The sequence below is a fragment of the Mycobacterium sp. NGS63 genome, from assembly GCF_059812295.1.
The window spans coordinates 209,192-226,314 of the sequence record NZ_JCALCJ010000005.1; the positions used below are offsets into that span (position 1 = coordinate 209,192).

The following is a 17,123-nucleotide window of genomic DNA, read 5'->3' on the forward strand; positions in this document are numbered from 1 at the left end:
CCATGAATCGCGCGAATCACGGGCAAACGTCAGCGGCCCTCAGCGACCATCGCGCCATTTGCACAGCGCTTCGGCGTCGGCCAGGTCGTAGTCCGGGCCGTCGCACCCGACGGTCAACAGCGTGGCGCCGAGGCCCACCAGGGTTTCGGCATTGGCGATCAGGGCGCCACCGTTTTGCACCGCGGCCGAGCATTCGATGCCGGCCCGGTCCCGCCCGACGTCGGCGCAGTGCCGATCCAGGACGGCGGACTTCGCCGGAAACTCCTCGGCGGAGGTGAAGCTGTGCCAGATGTCGGCGTATTCGGCCACCAGCCGCAGGGTCTTGCGTTCGCCCCCGCCGCCGATCAGTACGGGGATGTCGCGGGTCGGCGGCGGGTTCAGCTTGGCCAGCCGCGCCTTGATGCGCGGCATCGCGGCCGCCAGGTCGTCGAGGCGGCTACCGACGGTGCCGAATTCGTAGCCGTACTCGTCGTAATCCTTGTATTTCCAGCCGGACCCGATCCCGAGCACCAGGCGGCCGCCGGACATGTGGTCGACGGTGCGGGCCATGTCGGCCAGCAGTTCCGGGTTGCGGTAGGAGTTGCACGTCACCAGCGCGCCGATCTCGATGCGCGACGTCTGCTCGGCCCAGGCCCCGAGCATGGTCCAGCATTCGAAATGCGCGCCGTCGGGGTCGCCGTAGAGCGGGAAGAAGTGGTCCCAGTTGAAGGCGATGTCGACGCCGATGTCCTCACAGCGGCGAACGGCATCGCGGATCTGGTCGTACTGCGGGGCGTGCTGCGGCTGCAGCTGCACGCCGATGCGGATGGGGTGAGTCATAGGCCCACCGTAGGCCCCGTCAGCGCGCCGGCGTCGCCTCGATCTGCGTGCGCACGACGCACTGCGTCCCGGTGTAGACGGTCGGCATGCATTTCATGCAGTGGATGCACAGGCCTTCGGTCGCCGCGTCGTCGCGAAAACGGTTGACCAGGTTGGGCTCTCGAAGCAGCGCGCGGGCCATCGCGACGAACTCGAAACCCTCGCCCAGCGCCGCCTCGACCGTGTCGAGGCGGTTCAGCCCGCCGAGCAACATCAGCGGCATTGACAGCGCCGCGCGGAATTGGCGGGCAAGCGGCAGGAAGAAGGCTTCCGCGAAGGGGTAGGCGCGGAACATGCGCCGCCCCAGGACGCGCAGGCCCAGGCCGACCGGCCGCGGCTGGGAGGCGATGAACTCGTCCAGCGGAACGTCGCCGCGGAAGTAGTACATCGGGTTGAGCAGCGAGCTCCCGCCGGTCAGCTGCAACGCGTCGAGGTGGCCGTCGGACTCGAGCAGGCGCGCGGTGGGAAGGCTGTCGGTCAACCAGAACCCGCCGCGCACCCCGTCGTCCATGTTGAATTTCGCTGTCACGGCGACGGATTGGCCCACGGCGTGCCGGACCCGTTCGGCGACGCGGCGGGCCAGTTCGGCGCGGCGCGCGGTGTCGCCGCCGTAGCGGTCGGTGCGCTTGTTCAGGTTCGGGCTGAAAAACGAGCTGAGCAGGTAGCCGTGGCCCATATGGATCTCGACCGCATCGAAGCCGGCTTCGACCGCGTTGGCGGCCGCGGCGCCGAACTCGTCGACCACCGCGTCGAGTTGTTCGGCGGTGGCGGCGCGGACCAGGCCCATGGCCGGCGGGCTGAGCCGGGTCGACGGCGCCAGTGTGGGGGTCTTGTTGGACACGGTGTTGGCGACCAGCCCCGCATGCCCGATCTGCGCGCAGGCCAGGGCGCCTTCGGCGTGCACCGCGTCGGTCAGGCGGCGCAACTGCGGGACGCGGTCGCGGTCCAGCACGATGGTGTCGCGGTGCACGCGCCCGCCGGGGGAGATGGCGCAGTAGGCGACCGTAGTCATGGCCGCGCCGCCGCGCGCGACCTCGGCGTGGAAGTCGACGAGGGCGTCGCTGACCTGGCCGCGGGGCATCACGCCCTCAAAAGTCGCCGCCTTGACGAAGCGGTTCTTCAGGGTCAGTGGACCCAGCTCGACCGGCGTGAAAGCCTGTTTCGATACCATTGGCATCGGAATATAGCACCAAGGAGGCCGGCCAGTGCAGATCGCGGTGACGGGCGGAACGGGTTACCTGGGCGCCCACGTCGTGCGGGAGCTGCTGCAAGCGGGTCATCGTGTGCGGCTGCTGGTGGCGCCGAACGATCCCGCGACCGTGATCGAGCGCTTCGCTGCGCTCGGTCCCGTGGAGGTGCTCGCCGGCGACGTGCGCGCCGCGCCGAGCATCGCGGAGCTCCTCGACGGCGCCGACGCGGTGGTGCATGCGGCGGGCATCGTCGGCACGGACGAGCGACGGGCGCAGGCCATGTGGGACGTCAACGCCTATGCGACGGAAGCGATTCTGACCCGCGCGGTCGATCGCGGGCTCGACCCGATCGTCTTGGTGAGCAGCTACAGCGCGCTGTTCCCGCCACCGAACGGGATCATCTCGCCGGACTCCCCGACCGCGTCCGGCCGCAGCGCGTACGCGAAGACCAAGGGCTACGCCGACCGCGTCGCCCGGCGGCTGCAGGCGGACGGCGCGCCCGTCGTGGTGACCTATCCCTCCAGCGTCGTGGGCCCGGCGTTCGGCACCGCGGCGGGCGTCACCGAGCGGGGCTGGGCGCCGATCGTCCGTTGGGCGGTGGCCCCCAGCGTGCGCGGCGGCATGCAGATGGTCGACGTGCGCGACGTCGCCGAGGTGCACGCGCGCCTCATGGAGGCCGGTCGCGGCCCGCGCCGCTACGTGTGCGGCGGGCAGTTGCTCACCTTCGATGACATGATCGACGCGCTCGAGGACGGTCTGGGGCGGCGGATTCGACGGATCCCGCTGTCGCCGAAGGCGTTGCGGGCCATGGGCCGCCTCGCCGATGTCGCCGGCCGGTACGTCCCGCTCGGCGACGGGCTCAGCTACGAGGCGGCCATGCTGCTGACCGCGGCCACCCCGACCGACGACAGCACGACGTTGCGCGACTTCGACATGACCTGGCGCTGCCCGAAGGCCGCGGTCGCCGCGTCATTGCGGATGGGACGCGGCGACGGCGGTGGTCAGCAACTGCGCGATCCGGCCCCGTAGCTTTTCGGAGTCGTCCTCGGCGGCGACCGTGGTGACGAACAGCGCGGCGCCCGCCGCCATCGCCAGCGTGGCCCGGGCGTCGACGTCGGCGCGCCGGCGCTGGGCGGGCGTGGTCGCGCGCACGTCCTCGGCGAACAGCTGCACCGCCGGTCCGCTGAACCTGGCCCACAGATCCCTGCGGAGGCCGTCGTTCTCGCTCAGGGCCAGCAGCAGTCCCGGCACCGCGGCCCGCACGTCGGGCCTGCTGAACAGTTCGTGGCTGCCCCGCACCACCCACTCGATCCAGCCGGTCAGGTCGGTGCCGGAAAACGGTGCCAGATCGGGGGTTTCGCCGAGGATCGCGGCCAGCACCAGCTCCGCCTTGGACGCCCAGCGGCGGTTCAGGCTGGAGCGGCCGACGCCCGCCCGCGCGGCGACGAGCCGCACGCTCAGCTCGTCCCAGCCCACCTCGACCAGCAGCTCGCGCGTGACCGACAGCACCCGCTCGTCGATGGACGTGTCACGCGGCCGCCCGGCAGGCCTAGTGCGATCGGTCATGCCGGCTCAGCGCGCGCCGAGCACCCCGCGCAGCAGGTCGATCAGCGCGAGGGGTTGGTCGCTCTGCACGGAATGCCCCGAGTTCTCGACGACGTGCGCGGAGCGGAAATGGCTTGCGCGACGGGCGAGTTCGTCGGCGTCGTCGTCGGTGACGAAGCCCGACGAGCCGCCGCGGATCAACGTGATCGGCGCGGCCAGCCCGTCGACGTCGTCCCACAAGCCGGCGAAATCGGGGAACTTGCGGATTGCGTCATAGCGCCACGTCCAGCTGCCGTTGTCCAGGCGGCGGGAATTGTGGAAGACGCCGCGGCGCAGCGCCTTCGGGTCGCGATGGGGGGCCGCGGCGGTGGTCAGGTCCAGCATGGCCTGGAAACTGGGGAACTCGCGTTCGCCGTGCATCAGCGCCACCGTGCCCTGCTGCTCCTTGGTCAGCTCGGAATGCCGCTGCAGCGCCGACGGGGTGACGTCGATGAGGACGAGTTCGCGCACCAGTTCGGGGGCGACGGCGGCCAGACGGATGGCGGTCAACCCGCCCAGTGACATGCCCACGACGAGGTCGGCGTCGGGCGCCAGGTCGCGCAGCGCCGGCGCCAGAGCGTCGGCGTTGTGGTGTGGCGAGTAGTCGCCGTCTTCGCGCCAGCCCGAATGCCCGTGGCCGGGCAGGTCGACGGCCAGCGCGGGCTGACCGAGGCCGACGATCACGGTGTCCCAGGTGTGGGCGTTCTGCCCGCCGCCGTGGAAGAACACGACCCGCGGGGGAGTGCGGCCCCAGCGCAGCGCGCTGATCCTGGCCTCCCCGGCGCCGCGCTCGACCCGCTCGACGTCGGGCGGCGGACCCGCGACGCCGGCCTGCTCGGCGTTCTCGGATAGCAGCGCGAACTCGGACAGCCCCGCCAATTCGCCTTCGGAAATCTCGGTCACGATCTTCGACACTAGAGGACCCCTACAAGACGTAGCGACGCCGAATCGCGCGGAACCGCTCCCACATCGCGGCGGTGCGCTCTTGGGGGCCGACCATCGCGGTGTCCGCGGGCAGCGCGCCGGGCAGATCGTCGTGCTTGACCACCCGGGTCTCGAGCACCGCGGGCTCGCCTTCGAGCATGTGGCGGTAGGTCAGGTTGCCGCGGGTGAAGCCCTGGGTGTCGAGCCAGTTGTGCACGTTCGGATCACGATGCGCCATGACGAGCCGCACCCGACCATCGCTATCAATTTTGGTGCGGCTCGGCGTGGAGCTCACGGGGCGGTAGAGGTAGTCCATGCTGTTGAAGAAGACGCCCATGTTGGTGAACATCCACAGCCCGTCGTGGGCGTCGAACTCCACGATCAGCGCCTCGTCGGGCGCCAGTTCCCAATACATGTTGGCGGCGGCGCGGCCGCGCTTGCTGTCGGCGTCGGTCGCGGCGGCGCTGGGGAAGGAGTTGGGGTGCTCGGCGTCGACGCCCCCATGGGTGAATGGAAACTCGGGCCAGTCCGACATCAGTCCGGTGACGAAGTCCCCGGCCCAGCCCATTGCCTCGACCATCGTCTGCGTGGTGGGCAGCGGCTTGGGGGAGGCCATGTCGACCCGCTCGATCCGCATGTGTGCGGGGCTTTCGTCCCAGCGGTCAAACCCCTGGCGGATGAACAGCTTTCGTGACTCGGCGGTGGTGGGTAGCCAGTTCGGTCCGCGTTCGGGGCCGCCGATGAAGATCTCGAAGTGCCCATCGTCGTCGACTTCGAGTTGGTGTCCGAGCAGGTTGGCCTGCGGCGTGTCACCGAAGGGCTCGTGCAGCACGCCCGGGCCGGGGTTGCGCGCGCCCTGGACGGTGATGTTGAAGAACCGGGCGGTGCCGCGATTGCCGCTCAGCCGGTATGTCGACCGCCCGTCGATCCACGCCTGCTGATAGGTGAAGTCGGCGCAGTCCCCGCCGAGCTTGCGGGTGGGGCCGCAGAAGGTGTGCAGCGCCGGGTAGCGGGTGTCGCGCGTCTCGAGCGCCAGATCGAAGGCCTGGCCGAGGTTTTGGGTTAGGAACCGGAAGGCGTCGACGCGCTGCGCGCCCGAGGCGGCGTTGGCCTCCTTGAAGACCCGGTCGCCCGCGCGTTGTAGCCGCGCGCAGAACTCGTTCCACGCCGATTGCAGTTCCGCGTCGTCGGCGCCGTCACCGAAAGCCATTGTCACACACCCAGTCTGGTCAGCATCTCCCCGACGGCGTCACACGCGCGCCGGGCGGATTCGAGGCGGCCCTCGGCGTCGATTCTAGGTCCGATGAGCTCGAGGTCGAAGCCGTGCGCGTACCCGCCGGCGAGGGCCTGCGCGACGAACGCCTCTATCGGGATGGCGCCGTCGCCGGGAACAGCGCGGCCGGGCAGCGCGCGGTCGCCCAGGACGTAGTCGCTCAACTGGATGAGCGCCGTACGGGGCAGGGCGCGTTGCACCATCGCCTCGAAATCGCCTTCGGCCCAGCAGTGGAACACGTCGATGCAGACGTCCAGCCCGCACATCTCGGCGAGGGTGACGGTGTCGCGCAGCGTGTGGGCCAGATGCATGTCGGCGTACAGGCTGGAGGCGTTCTCGACCGCCAGCGCAACGCCCGTGCGTCCGGCCCGTTCCACGCAGGGGGCGACCATATCGCGGAACCGGGCGGCGGCGTGGCCCCAGGTCAGGTCGCCACGACCGCCGGTGAGCAGGTAGACGGCACGCGCGCCCACCCCGGCCGCGGCGTCGATCACCCGGCACAGCGCGTCCCCCGCTGCGTGCGGGTTGGTGGACAACCGGCCGTCGGCGAAGAGATGGTAGACCGCCTCGACGGTGTAGTCGCTGCGCCGCAGGAACTTTGGGAACTCGGGGTCGAGCAGCTGGCCGTCCAGGATGCTCAACCGGGACACGCCGAGGTCCGCCCAGTGGGCCTGCAGGTCGGCCGGCGAGTCGCCGTAGAAGGTGACGTTGTGCACCGACAACCGGGGGTGAGCCACCATTTCAGCCGCGGTTCTCGATGGGGACGCCGAATCGCTCACGGAAGGGCCGGAATTCGGCGTGCAGGGCGTCGAGGTCTTCGCCGATGTCGACCAGCAGCTGGGTGGAGTAGTGGAACTTGCCGTAGCGGTCGCCGCGGTTGTCGGACAGGTAGGCGCGCATCGCCGACTCGGCCTCCGGCGTCAGCCGACGGCCGGCGAACGCATAGTAGCGCCGCACCGTGGCCACCTGATCGGCGATGAAGTCGGCGTAGCGCACGTGCAGGATGCGCGGGTCGTCGACCAGCGGGTTGCTCATGGTGTTGGCGACGCCCGCGCGCGTCAGCTCGAGATGCATCTTCGCCAGGGCGTGCAGGTCGACGGCACCGACCATGCCTTCGGCGATGTCGGCCATCATCATGGTGCGCGACGCGGCGACCTGCACCGGGTCGCGGTGCAGCCAGACCATCGTGGCGTCGGGGTATGCGTCGAACATCTCCTTGAGCCGAAAGCCGTGAAACCCCTTCAGCACCCAGTACTTTCGCGGTCGGTGGTACTGCAGTTGCTGCAGCATGGCCCTGTGCAGCCGGTACTGCGCGGCCGCGTCGGTGGCCAGGCCGCCGACGAGCGACTGCATGGGCACCCGCCACCAGGCCGTCGGCGTCATGACGCGGAAATCGAACGCCCAGGTGCGTTCGTCCTCGGGCAGGCCGTCGCCGAGCATGTCGTTGTAGGGGTGGCTGTGCAGCCACTTGGGCATCTTGGCGTTGATCTCGCGCCAGTCCGCGTCGGCCCGCTGGCGGCGGTCGTCGTCGGGCGTGGCGAGGCCCGGCGGCGGCGACGGATACATCACCTCCCAGAAGCGCAGCGCCCGCGCGTGCGGATCCACCGACATCAGCGCGTGCATGAGCGTTGTGCCGGAACGTGGTTCGCCGGTGACGAACATCGGCGCATCGATCACCTCGTCGCCGATCGGGTACCTGTTGCGGTCCTCGATGAACTCCAGGCGCGAGGTCAGGAGCCACCGGCACACCCGCTCGGCTTGCGCGTTGCCGTCGGCGCCCATGCCGAGGCCGTTGAGGTGCTCGACGGCGACGGCGAAGCGGTCGGCCAGGGTGGGGTCGCCGTAGTCGTGCAACCCGGTCTCGGCCTCGGCGGCGCGCAGCATCGCGTCGGCGTCGAGCCGGGCGCTCATGCCGGGTCCCCGCACAGCCGCAGCAATTCGTCTTCGGCGGCACGCACATTCGCCGCCGACGCGGCGGCGTAGTCCAGTCCGGCCATCGCGCCATAATCGAGGATCTTCGGCACCCGCAGGCCCGCGTCCACAAACGTCTTGACGATCTTGGCGACCTCTCTCGGAGTCCCGTGCGGCACCACCGCGAGCAGCATCTCGGGACGCACGTTGTCCAGGAACGCGATGATGCGCTCGCGGGTGAGCACGGCGGGATCGATGTCCTGAAACCCGCGCCACCCGTCGCCCATCGGATGTTCGAACCCCAAGCCGCGCAACGTCTCCGCGGACACCTGCAGCAGGAACGCCTTGACCAGCGGCGCGCTCAGGATCTCGGCCAGGGCCGCTTCGTGCTCGCCGAGCAGGCACACCTGGATGAAGCACGGCGTGATCGCCATCGGGTCCCGGCCGGCGCGCTCGGCCGAAGCCCTTACCGCCGAGAGCATCTCGGCGTAATGCTCGGGAGACCAGGCCCCGGCGGGCCACCACCCGTCGGCGTGGCGGCCGGTGATGTCGAGCATCCGCGGGCCGCTGGCGCCGATCCAGATCTGCGGCGGGGAGCCGTCGAACGGCTCGGTGTCGAGCCGGGCGTGGTGCAGCGAATAGAACCGGCCGTCGAAGTCGACGGGCCCGTCGCTGTCCCACAGCAGCCGGATCACCGCCAGCGCTTCCTCGAATCGGCCGACCGGCCGCGAGAAGTCGAACCCGTACGGCAGGGTGTTCTCGCTCTCGCCGCTGCCCAGGCCGAGAATGAAGCGCCCCTTGGCCAGGTGGTCGATGGTCAGCGCCGTCTGCGCGAGCATGACGGGGTGGCGGCGGACGGTGTCGACCACGGCGCTGACGAGCGGAACCTTCTCGGTGAGGACGGCCGCCGCCGCGGCGACCGCCAGGCCGTCGAGGTGACGATGCGGCGACGGCGACGCGGTCGCAAGGTCGGTGAACTCGGGGGTCCAGATCGAGTCCGGCCAGAAGCTGACCATGTGGTCCGGCAGCCAGATCGAGTGGTAGCGGCCGCCGTCGAGCTCTGCCAGTTGGGAGAGGTCGAGGGGGAGGGTCGTTCGTAGGAACGCGGCGGGCTGAACTCTCATCGAGAGTGATGCTAAGCACCCGCACAGCCGAACGTCGAGTTGTTGGGCGCCTCCGGGGGGACTCGCCGCAACAACTCGACGTTCGTCGAGCGAAAAGGGCTCCTAGCCCGAGATGATGAACTCTTCGAGCTGGGTGCGCGCGACGTCGTCGGGCAGCTGCTGCGGCGGGCTCTTCATCAGGTAGGCCGACGCGGGCACCACCGGGCCGCCGATGCCGCGGTCCTTGGCGATCTTCGCGGCGCGCACCGCGTCGATGATGACGCCGGCCGAGTTCGGCGAGTCCCACACCTCGAGCTTGTACTCCAGGTTCAGCGGCACGTCACCGAAGGCGCGGCCCTCGAGGCGGACGTAGGCCCACTTGCGGTCGTCGAGCCAGCCGACGTGGTCGGACGGGCCGATGTGCACGTCCTTGGTCTTGAACTCGCGCTGCAGGTTGGAGGTGACGGCCTGCGTCTTGGAGATCTTCTTCGACTCCAGCCGTTCACGCTCGAGCATGTTGAGGAAGTCCATGTTGCCGCCGACATTGAGCTGCATGGTGCGGTCCAGCTGCACGCCACGGTCCTCGAACAGCTTGGCCATCACGCGGTGGGTGATGGTGGCGCCGACCTGGCTCTTGATGTCGTCGCCGACGATCGGGACGCCGGCGTCGGCGAACTTCTTGGCCCACACCGGGTCCGAGGCGATGAATACCGGCAGCGCGTTGACGAACGCCACGCCCGCGTCGATGGCGCACTGGGCGTAGAACTTGTCGGCCTCCTCGGAGCCCACCGGCAGGTAGGACACCAGCACGTCGACGTTGTTCTCCCGGAGGACCTTGACCACGTCGACCGGCTCGGCGTCGGACACCTCGATGGTGTCGGCGTAGTACTTGCCGATGCCGTCGAGCGTCGGGCCGCGCTGCACGGTGACGTTGGTGGGCGGCACGTCGGCGATCTTGATGGTGTTGTTCTCCGACGCGAAGATCGCCTCCGACAGGTCGAAGCCGACCTTCTTGGCGTCCACGTCGAACGCGGCCACGAACTTCACGTCGCGGACGTGGTACTGGCCGAACTTCACGTGCATCAGGCCGGGCACCGTGCTGTTCTCGTCGGCGTCGAGGTAGTACTGCACGCCCTGAACCAGCGAGGACGCGCAGTTACCGACGCCGACAATGGCGACTCGTACCTCCGACTGCGCCTCCGGCGCCCCTAACGGCTGGTGGTCACTCATAGGGCGTTCTCCTAACTTCATAACTTCTGGGCTCGGGTGTTTTCGTGCAGGGGTTTCACGTTTGTTCGGAAAGGCCGGGCATCGCGCGCTCCGCGGCGATGAGCTCGTTGAGCCACTTGACCTCGCGCTCGCTGGACTCGAGCCCGAGCTGATGCAGTTGGCGGGTGTAGCGGTCGAACGAGCTGCTGGCCCGCGCCACCGCCTCGCGCAGGCCTTCGCGGCGCTCCTCGACCTGACGCCGGCGGCCTTCCAGGATGCGCATCCGCGCCTCGGCCGGCGTGCGGTTGAAGAAGGCCAGGTGGACGCCGAAGCCGTCGTCGGTGTAGTTGTGCGGGCCGGTGTCGGCGACCAGTTCCCCGAAGCGCCGGCGGCCGGCGTCGGTCAGCTGGTAGACCCGGCGCGCCCGCCGCACGGGGGTGCCGGCCGGCGCGGCGTTTTCGGCGATCAGCCCCTCGGCCTGCATGCGCCGCAGGGCCGGGTACAGCGACCCGTACGAGAACGCCCGGAACGCGCCGAGCAGCCCGGTCAACCGTTTGCGCAGCTCGTAGCCGTGCATGGGTGACTCGATCAGGAGGCCCAGGATGGCGAGCTCCAGCAATCGATACACCCCCTTGAAATGGCTAAATGCGGCAGCTGATTGGCTGATTAGCGGTTCGACGCCTCGCGTCATCGTATCGTTTCGATATATTCGCCACAACACCACCCGGCGTTGGCGCACAATTCGTCACGAGCGCTGCCTGGGGCAATGGGTTCCCGACCAGGCGCTACGGCAGATTGATCCGTTTGATGGTGCCGTCGCCGGCGAAGACGATGTAGCCGCCGCCGTAGTCACTGGACACGTACACCGACAGCGACAGCGCGCCCGGGGTGGTGGGGTCGGTCGCGGGCTCGATCACCAGGTAGGTGCTTTTCACGTCGGACGGTTTAATGCGGAGGCTTTGGGGGGCGCCGCGCATGATGCCCACGGTGGCCGCGACGTCGAATTTGCCGAGGTTAACGGTGACAGGGCCGTCGGCCGAGCTCTTGGCAGAGCTGGTCGGGTCGCCCCAGCCGCCGCGGTAGGTGTAGGCCAGGACGCGGCGGTCGTCGGACGGGTCGGGACGGTCCAGGACCGCGTAGTCCGGGTAGATCACCAGCCGAAAGCCCATGGTGTCGCCGAACCGTTTGCGTGCCTGCTCGAGCAAACCGGTCAGCCCGCCGACCGAATGCAGCTGCGTGGGCGGGGTCAGCACCACCGGGGCGACGCCGTCGGGCTTGGCGCCGGGGTCGGTGGTGAAATCCAGCGGCGAGCGGGTGTTGCCGTAGAGGCCCCAACCGATGACGACGCCCAGCAGCATCGCCACGAGCAGGGCGACGACCACGCCGCGCCACCCACCCACCTTCGGCAACCTCGGCGGCCAAGCACCGGCCGGCGCCGGCGCGGGCGCGCCGCCGCCCTGCAGGTCGTCCATCAGGCCCTGCAGATCGCCCAGGGTGACCGCGTTGGTCGCGGCGCTGACCCGTTCCCGGTGCTCCTGCTCGGAGAGCTCACCGTCGCTCAGCGCGCCGTCGAGAATCCTGCAGGTGTCCTGCCGGTCGCTGTCCTTGGCGCGGGTCGTCGGCGTCGCCCCGATGCGCAACGCTGTCCCGAGCAATTTCGCCACGCCGATGATCGTAGGTGCGTGCGCAACGGTCTCGGTTGCATATCGGTGGTGCCGTCAGCCACGTACTCTGGTCTGCGTGCGACTGCAGCGACAAGTGGTGGACTTCGCGCTTCGGCGGCGCTCCCTGCTCGCCGAGGTGTACTCGGGGCGCACCGGTGTGTCCGAGGTGTGTGACGCCAACCCGTATCTGCTGCGCGCCGCGAAGTTTCATGGGAAACAGAGCCAGGTGATGTGCCCGATCTGCCGCAAGGAGCAGCTGACCCTGGTGTCGTGGGTGTTCGGCGATCACCTGGGCGCGGTGTCGGGCTCGGCGCGCACCGCCGAGGAGCTGGTGATGCTGGCGACCCGCTTCGAGGAGTTCTCCGTGCACGTGGTCGAGGTGTGCCGGACCTGCAGCTGGAACCACCTGGTGAAGTCGTATGTGATGGGTGCCGCGCGGACGGCACCTCCTCCCCGAGGCAGGCGGACGACGACGCGGACGGCGCGCGACGGCGCCCGCACGGCCATTGAGTAACGAAGGGCGCCACGACCAGTCGCCTGCTGACCTCAACGAATCGGCGACTGAGCGCGTGGGGAAGCACACGAGCGCCGACCGGCCGGACGGACCCGGCCGCCCCGGCGCGCGGGGCCCGCACCGCCGCCCGGTTCCTCCCCCGGATGACCGGCTGACGACGATCCTGCCGCCCGTCGTTGACGACCGCGCGCCGCGGCGGGCCGATCCCATCGACGAGGTCAAGGCCGCGCTGGACGCGCCCGCGCAACGCGACGCGCTCGACGAGGTCAAGGCGGCGATGGACGGCCGGGCGGCTTCGGCGTCGTCGCGCGGCGACGGTCCCCTTCGCGGTCGCCGCCCACCGGACGGGCCGCCGCCCCCGCCGCCAGGGCCGGGTGGGGGAGGCGGGCCGGGTGACCGAGGCCCGCGGCGGGGCGTCGACTGGAGCTGGACCCAGCAGATCAACTGGCTGTGGGTGCGCCGCGCGGCCTATCTGACCGCGGCGGCGCTGGTGCTGTTGCCGATCGTCACCTTCGCCATGGCGTACTTCATCGTCGACGTCCCCAAGCCGGGCAACATCCGCACCAACCAGGTGTCGACGATCCTGGCCAGCGACGGCTCGGAAATCGCCAAAATCGTTCCGCCCGAAGGCAATCGGGTCGACGTCAACCTCAACCAGGTGCCCGTGCACGTGCGCCAGGCGGTGATCGCCGCCGAAGACCGCAACTTCTATTCCAACCCGGGCTTCTCGTTCAGCGGGTTCGCGCGCGCGGTGAACAACAACCTGTTCGGCGGCGGCGACCTGCAGGGTGGTTCGACGATCACCCAGCAGTACGTGAAGAACGCGTTGGTTGGTTCGGCGCAACACGGGTTCAGCGGGCTGATGCGCAAGGCCAAGGAGTTGGTGATCGCCACCAAGATGTCGGGGGAGTGGTCCAAAGACGATGTCTTGCAGGCCTATCTGAACATCATCTACTTCGGCCGGGGCGCCTACGGGATTTCGGCGGCGGCCAAGGCGTACTTCGACAAGCCGGTCGAGCAGCTGACGGTGTCGGAGGGCGCGCTGCTGGCGGCGCTGATACGGCGCCCGTCCACGCTGGACCCGGCCGTCGATCCCAAGGGCGCCGCGGAGCGGTGGAACTGGGTGCTCGACGGCATGGTGGAAACCAAGGCGCTGTCGCCGAGCGACCGTGCGGGACAGGTCTTTCCGGTGACCGTGCCGCCCGATCAGGCCCGCGCGCAGACCCAGACGACCGGCCCCAACGGGCTGATCGAGCGCCAGGTGACCAAAGAGCTCATGGACCTGTTCAACATCGACGAGCAGACGCTGAACACCCAGGGGCTGCAGGTCACCACGACGATCGACCCGAAGGCCCAGCAGGCCGCGGAGAAGGCGATATCGAAATACCTCGACGGGCAGGACCCCGACATGCGGTCCGCGGTGGTGTCCATCGATCCGCACAACGGCGCGATCCGCGCCTACTACGGCGGCGCCGACGCCAACGGTTTCGACTTCGCTCAGGCCGGGCTGCAGACCGGGTCGTCGTTCAAGGTGTTCGCGTTGGTCGCGGCGCTGGAACAGGGCATCGGGCTGGGCTACCAGGTGGACAGCTCCCCGCTCACGGTCGACGGCATCAAGATCACCAATGTCGACGGCGAGAGCTGCGGGACCTGCAATATCGCCGAGGCGCTGAAGCTTTCGCTCAACACCGCCTACTACCGGCTGATGCTCAAGCTCAAGGGCGGCCCGCAGGCCGTCGCGGACGCCGCGCACCAGGCCGGGGTCGCGACCAGCTTCCCCGGCGTCGCCCACACCCTGTCCGAGGACGGCAAGGGTGGGCCGCCCAACAACGGGATTGTGCTGGGTCAGTACCAAACCCGGCCGGTCGACATGGCCTCGGCGTACGCCACGCTGGCCGCGTCCGGCGTGTACCACCGCCCGCATCTGGTGCAGCGGGTCGTCAACGCCGAGGGCCAGGTCCTGTTCGACGCCGGCAATTCGGACAACAACGGCAACAACGGCGAACAGCGCATCGACAAGGGCGTCGCCGACAACGTCACCGCCGCGATGCAGCCGATCGCCGGCTATTCGCGCGGCCACAACCTGGCCGGCGGGCGCGCGTCGGCGGCCAAGACCGGGACGGTGCAACTCGGGGACACCAAGGCAAACAAGGACGCTTGGATGGTCGGATACACGCCGTCGCTGTCGACGGCGGTGTGGGTGGGCACCGTGCAGGACAACGTGCCGCTGGTAACCGCCTCGGGCGCCGAGGTTTACGGGTCCGGGCTGCCGTCGGACATCTGGAAGTCGACCATGGACGGCGCGCTGAAGGGCACCTCCAACGAGAGCTTCCCCAAGCCGAGCGAGATCGGCGGTTACGCCGGCGTGCCCGCCGCGCCGCCCCCGCCGCCGGCGCCGCCGGCGGTGACCGTCATCCAGCCCACCATCGAGGTGGCGCCGGGCATCACGATCCCGGTCGGTCCGCCCACCACGGTGACCAACGCGCCGCCGTCACCCGGCGGCCTGCAACCGGGCGGTGGTCAGCCGGGCGGCACCGAGCCGGGCGCGCCGCAGCCGCCCGGTGTCCCGCCGGGCGGCCCGCAAGCTCCCCCACCGCCGCCGTGACCGGCGCCGGACAGCAGATCTCTCCGGCGCCCTTGGCGCACGATCGGCGCAGCGCCGACAACCGCGATTGCCCCAGCCGCACAGACACTTTGGGCGCCGCGCTGGCGGATGGCGCCGGCGGACCGGTGGGCCGGCACGCGCTCATCGGCCGAACCCGGGTGATGACGCCGGTGCGCGTCATGTTCGTGCTCGCGCTGGTGTTTCTGGCGCTCGGCTGGTCGACCAAGGCGGCCTGCCTGCAGAGCGGCGGCACCGGCCCGGGCGATCAGCGCGTTGCCAACTGGGAAAACCAGCGCGCCTACTACGAGTTGTGCTACTCCGACACGGTGCCGCTCTACGGCGCGGAGTTGTTGAGCCAGGGGAAGTTTCCGTACAAGTCGAGCTGGATCGAGACCGACGGTGGCGGCGCGCCGCAGACCCGCTACGACGGGCAGCCCGCGGTGCGATACATGGAGTATCCGGTGCTCACCGGCCTGTATCAGTACGCGTCGATGGCGCTGGCCAAGACCTACACCGCGCTGAGCAAGGTAGCCCCGCTGCCGGTGGTCGCCGAGGTGGTGATGTTCTTCGACGTCGCGGCATTCGGGCTGGCGCTGGCCTGGCTGGCGACCGTCTGGGCCACGGCGGGCCTGTCGGGCCGCCGCATCTGGGACGCGGCCCTGGTGGCCGCCTCGCCCGTGGTGATCTTCCAGATCTTCACCAACTTCGACGCGCTGGCAACGGCATTCGCGATGGGCGGGCTGTTGGCGTGGGCGCGGCGCAAACCGGTGCTGGCCGGCGTGCTGATCGGGTTGGGCGCCGCGGCGAAGCTGTACCCGCTGCTGTTTTTGGGCCCGATGCTGGTGTTGGGCATCCGGACCGGTCGCCTGCGCGCCCTGGCGCGCACCGCGGCGACGGCCGCGGTGACCTGGCTGGTGGTGAACCTGCCGGTGCTGGTGCTCTTCCCGCGCGGCTGGTCGGAATTCTTCCGGCTCAACGCCCGCCGCGGCGACGACATGGACTCGATCTACAACGTGGTGAAGTCGTTCACCGGCTGGCGCGGTTTCGATCCCCGGCTGGGTTTCTGGGAGCCGCCGACGGTGCTGAACGCGGTGGTCGCGGTCTCGTTCGCGCTCTGTTGTGCGGCGATCGCCTACGTCGCGCTCACCGCCCCGCGCCGCCCGCGGGTGGCGCAGGTGGTGTTCTTGGTCGTGGCCGCCTTCCTGTTGACCAACAAGGTCTGGAGCCCCCAGTTCTCGTTGTGGCTGGTGCCGCTGGCCGTACTGGCGTTGCCGCATCGCCGAATCCTGTTGGCCTGGATGACGATTGACGCGCTTGTCTGGGTGCCGCGCATGTATTTCCTGTACGGCAACCCCAACCGCGGGCTCCCGGAGCAGTTCTTCACCACGACGGTGCTGCTCCGCGACATCGCGGTGGCGGCGCTGTGCGCGCTGGTGCTGCGGCAGATCTACCGGCCCGAGGAGGACCTGGTGCGCTGGGACGGGCGGGTGGACGACCCGGTGGGCGGTCCCTTCGACCGCGCCTCCGACGCCCCGCCCGGCTGGCTGCCCGACCGACTGCGCCCGCCCGGGCTGCGACCAACGACGGTACCGTCACCACCATGACGCAGGTCGCCATCCCGCTGTTTCCGCGGTTCACCGCGCTGGACGCCGTGGGTCCTTACGAAGTGCTGCAACGCATTCCGTCGATCGACGTCGTGTTCGTGGGCGGCCACCGGGGGGAGGTGCGCACCGAGAACGGGATGCTGGGCCTCACCTGCGACGCCACCTTCGACGAGGTCGGCGCGCCCGACGTGGTGGTGGTTCCCGGTGGCATCGGCACTCGCGAGCTGATCCACGATGACGTCATCCGTGCTTGGCTGCGGGCGGTGCACCCGGGCACCACGTTTACCACCTCGGTCTGCACCGGGGCGCTGTTGTTGGCCGGCGCCGGCCTGCTCGACGGGCTCACCGCGACGACCCATTGGCGGGCCGCGGGCCTGCTCAACGATCTCGGCGCGCGCTACGTCCCCGAACGCGTCGTCGAGCACCTGCCGCGGCGCATCATCACCGCGGCGGGCGTGTCCAGTGGCATCGACATGGCGTTGCGGCTGGTCGAGCTGCTCGTCGATCGGCGGGCCGCGCAGGCCGCCCAGTTACTCATCGAGTACGACCCGCAGCCGCCGTTCGAGGCGGGCGCGCTCGCCAAGGCCGACGAGCCCACCGTGGCCCGGGCCAACGAGTACCTGCAGGGACGGCAGTAAGCGCTCGGATTTCTCGGCCCGGCGCCGTGTCCGGTACCCTGATGCG

The 17,123-nt window shown here is 69.7% G+C and carries 15 protein-coding genes and 1 pseudogene; 5 read left to right on the plus strand and 11 right to left on the minus strand.

Features of this window, described 5'->3' with window-relative positions; translation table 11 throughout:
- Positions 1–39: 39 nt before the first annotated feature.
- Entirely contained in the window at positions 40–819 is a 780-nt protein-coding gene (locus tag AC5Y4Z_RS15025) for an LLM class F420-dependent oxidoreductase (RefSeq protein ID WP_499965211.1), read from the minus strand.
- A 19-nt stretch (positions 820–838) separates the two neighbouring features.
- Positions 839–2,029, minus strand: a complete 1,191-nt coding sequence (locus AC5Y4Z_RS15030) for an NADH:flavin oxidoreductase (protein WP_499965506.1) — start codon at positions 2,027–2,029, stop codon at positions 839–841.
- A 34-nt stretch (positions 2,030–2,063) separates the two neighbouring features.
- On the opposite strand from AC5Y4Z_RS15030, the gene AC5Y4Z_RS15035 reads away from it, so the two are divergent.
- Entirely contained in the window at positions 2,064–3,077 is a 1,014-nt protein-coding gene (locus AC5Y4Z_RS15035; protein ID WP_499965213.1) for an NAD-dependent epimerase/dehydratase family protein, read from the plus strand.
- On the opposite strand, the gene AC5Y4Z_RS15040 is transcribed toward AC5Y4Z_RS15035, so the two are convergent.
- The 9 genes from AC5Y4Z_RS15040 to AC5Y4Z_RS15080 form a co-directional block, all read right to left on the minus strand.
- A complete protein-coding gene (locus tag AC5Y4Z_RS15040; protein WP_499965215.1) occupies positions 3,018–3,614 on the minus strand; it encodes a TetR/AcrR family transcriptional regulator in 597 nt (198 codons plus the stop codon). The genes AC5Y4Z_RS15035 and AC5Y4Z_RS15040 overlap by 60 nt on opposite strands.
- Before the next feature lie 6 nt (positions 3,615–3,620).
- Complete coding sequence (locus AC5Y4Z_RS15045) at positions 3,621–4,535, minus strand: Rv0045c family esterase (protein ID WP_499965217.1); 915 nt, start codon at positions 4,533–4,535, stop codon at positions 3,621–3,623.
- A 22-nt stretch (positions 4,536–4,557) separates the two neighbouring features.
- Positions 4,558–5,766: a DUF1214 domain-containing protein gene (locus AC5Y4Z_RS15050; protein ID WP_499965507.1), complete on the minus strand. Its 1,209-nt coding sequence runs from the start codon at positions 5,764–5,766 to the stop codon at positions 4,558–4,560.
- 2 nt (positions 5,767–5,768) lie between these two features.
- Complete coding sequence (locus AC5Y4Z_RS15055; RefSeq protein WP_499965219.1) at positions 5,769–6,569, minus strand: sugar phosphate isomerase/epimerase family protein; 801 nt, start codon at positions 6,567–6,569, stop codon at positions 5,769–5,771.
- Position 6,570: 1 nt separating this feature from the next.
- Positions 6,571–7,740: a sulfotransferase family protein gene (locus tag AC5Y4Z_RS15060; RefSeq protein WP_499965221.1), complete on the minus strand. Its 1,170-nt coding sequence runs from the start codon at positions 7,738–7,740 to the stop codon at positions 6,571–6,573.
- Positions 7,737–8,864 (minus strand): LLM class flavin-dependent oxidoreductase, encoded by a 1,128-nt coding sequence (locus AC5Y4Z_RS15065; protein ID WP_499965223.1) that lies wholly within the window; start codon positions 8,862–8,864, stop codon positions 7,737–7,739. Before AC5Y4Z_RS15065 ends, AC5Y4Z_RS15060 begins: the two co-directional genes overlap by 4 nt.
- Positions 8,865–8,966: 102 nt before the next feature.
- Positions 8,967–10,073, minus strand: a complete 1,107-nt coding sequence (locus AC5Y4Z_RS15070) for an inositol-3-phosphate synthase (RefSeq protein WP_499965225.1) — start codon at positions 10,071–10,073, stop codon at positions 8,967–8,969.
- A 55-nt stretch (positions 10,074–10,128) separates the two neighbouring features.
- The gene (locus AC5Y4Z_RS15075; RefSeq protein WP_067878114.1) at positions 10,129–10,671 is read right to left on the minus strand and encodes a PadR family transcriptional regulator; all 543 of its coding nucleotides are present in this window, start codon (positions 10,669–10,671) and stop codon (positions 10,129–10,131) included.
- Between the two features lie 166 nt (positions 10,672–10,837).
- Positions 10,838–11,716, minus strand: a complete 879-nt coding sequence (locus AC5Y4Z_RS15080; RefSeq protein ID WP_499965227.1) for a DUF1707 SHOCT-like domain-containing protein — start codon at positions 11,714–11,716, stop codon at positions 10,838–10,840.
- 76 nt (positions 11,717–11,792) lie between these two features.
- Here AC5Y4Z_RS15080 and AC5Y4Z_RS15085 point away from each other — a divergent pair, with 76 nt between their 5' ends.
- The 4 genes and pseudogenes from AC5Y4Z_RS15085 (at position 11,793) to AC5Y4Z_RS15100 (ending at position 17,077) form a co-directional block, all read left to right on the plus strand.
- Positions 11,793–12,230, plus strand: a complete 438-nt coding sequence (locus AC5Y4Z_RS15085) for a DUF5318 family protein (protein ID WP_499965229.1) — start codon at positions 11,793–11,795, stop codon at positions 12,228–12,230.
- Positions 12,223–14,835, plus strand: coding sequence for a transglycosylase domain-containing protein (locus AC5Y4Z_RS15090; protein ID WP_499965231.1), 2,613 nt, complete (start codon positions 12,223–12,225; stop codon positions 14,833–14,835). The genes AC5Y4Z_RS15085 and AC5Y4Z_RS15090 overlap by 8 nt, the downstream gene beginning before the upstream one ends.
- A 17-nt stretch (positions 14,836–14,852) precedes the next feature.
- A pseudogene (locus AC5Y4Z_RS15095) lies at positions 14,853–16,479 on the plus strand (glycosyltransferase family 87 protein); the annotation flags it as partial.
- A complete protein-coding gene (locus tag AC5Y4Z_RS15100; RefSeq protein ID WP_499965233.1) occupies positions 16,436–17,077 on the plus strand; it encodes a DJ-1/PfpI family protein in 642 nt (213 codons plus the stop codon). The pseudogene AC5Y4Z_RS15095 and the gene AC5Y4Z_RS15100, both read left to right, overlap by 44 nt.
- Positions 17,078–17,123 lie beyond the last annotated feature (46 nt).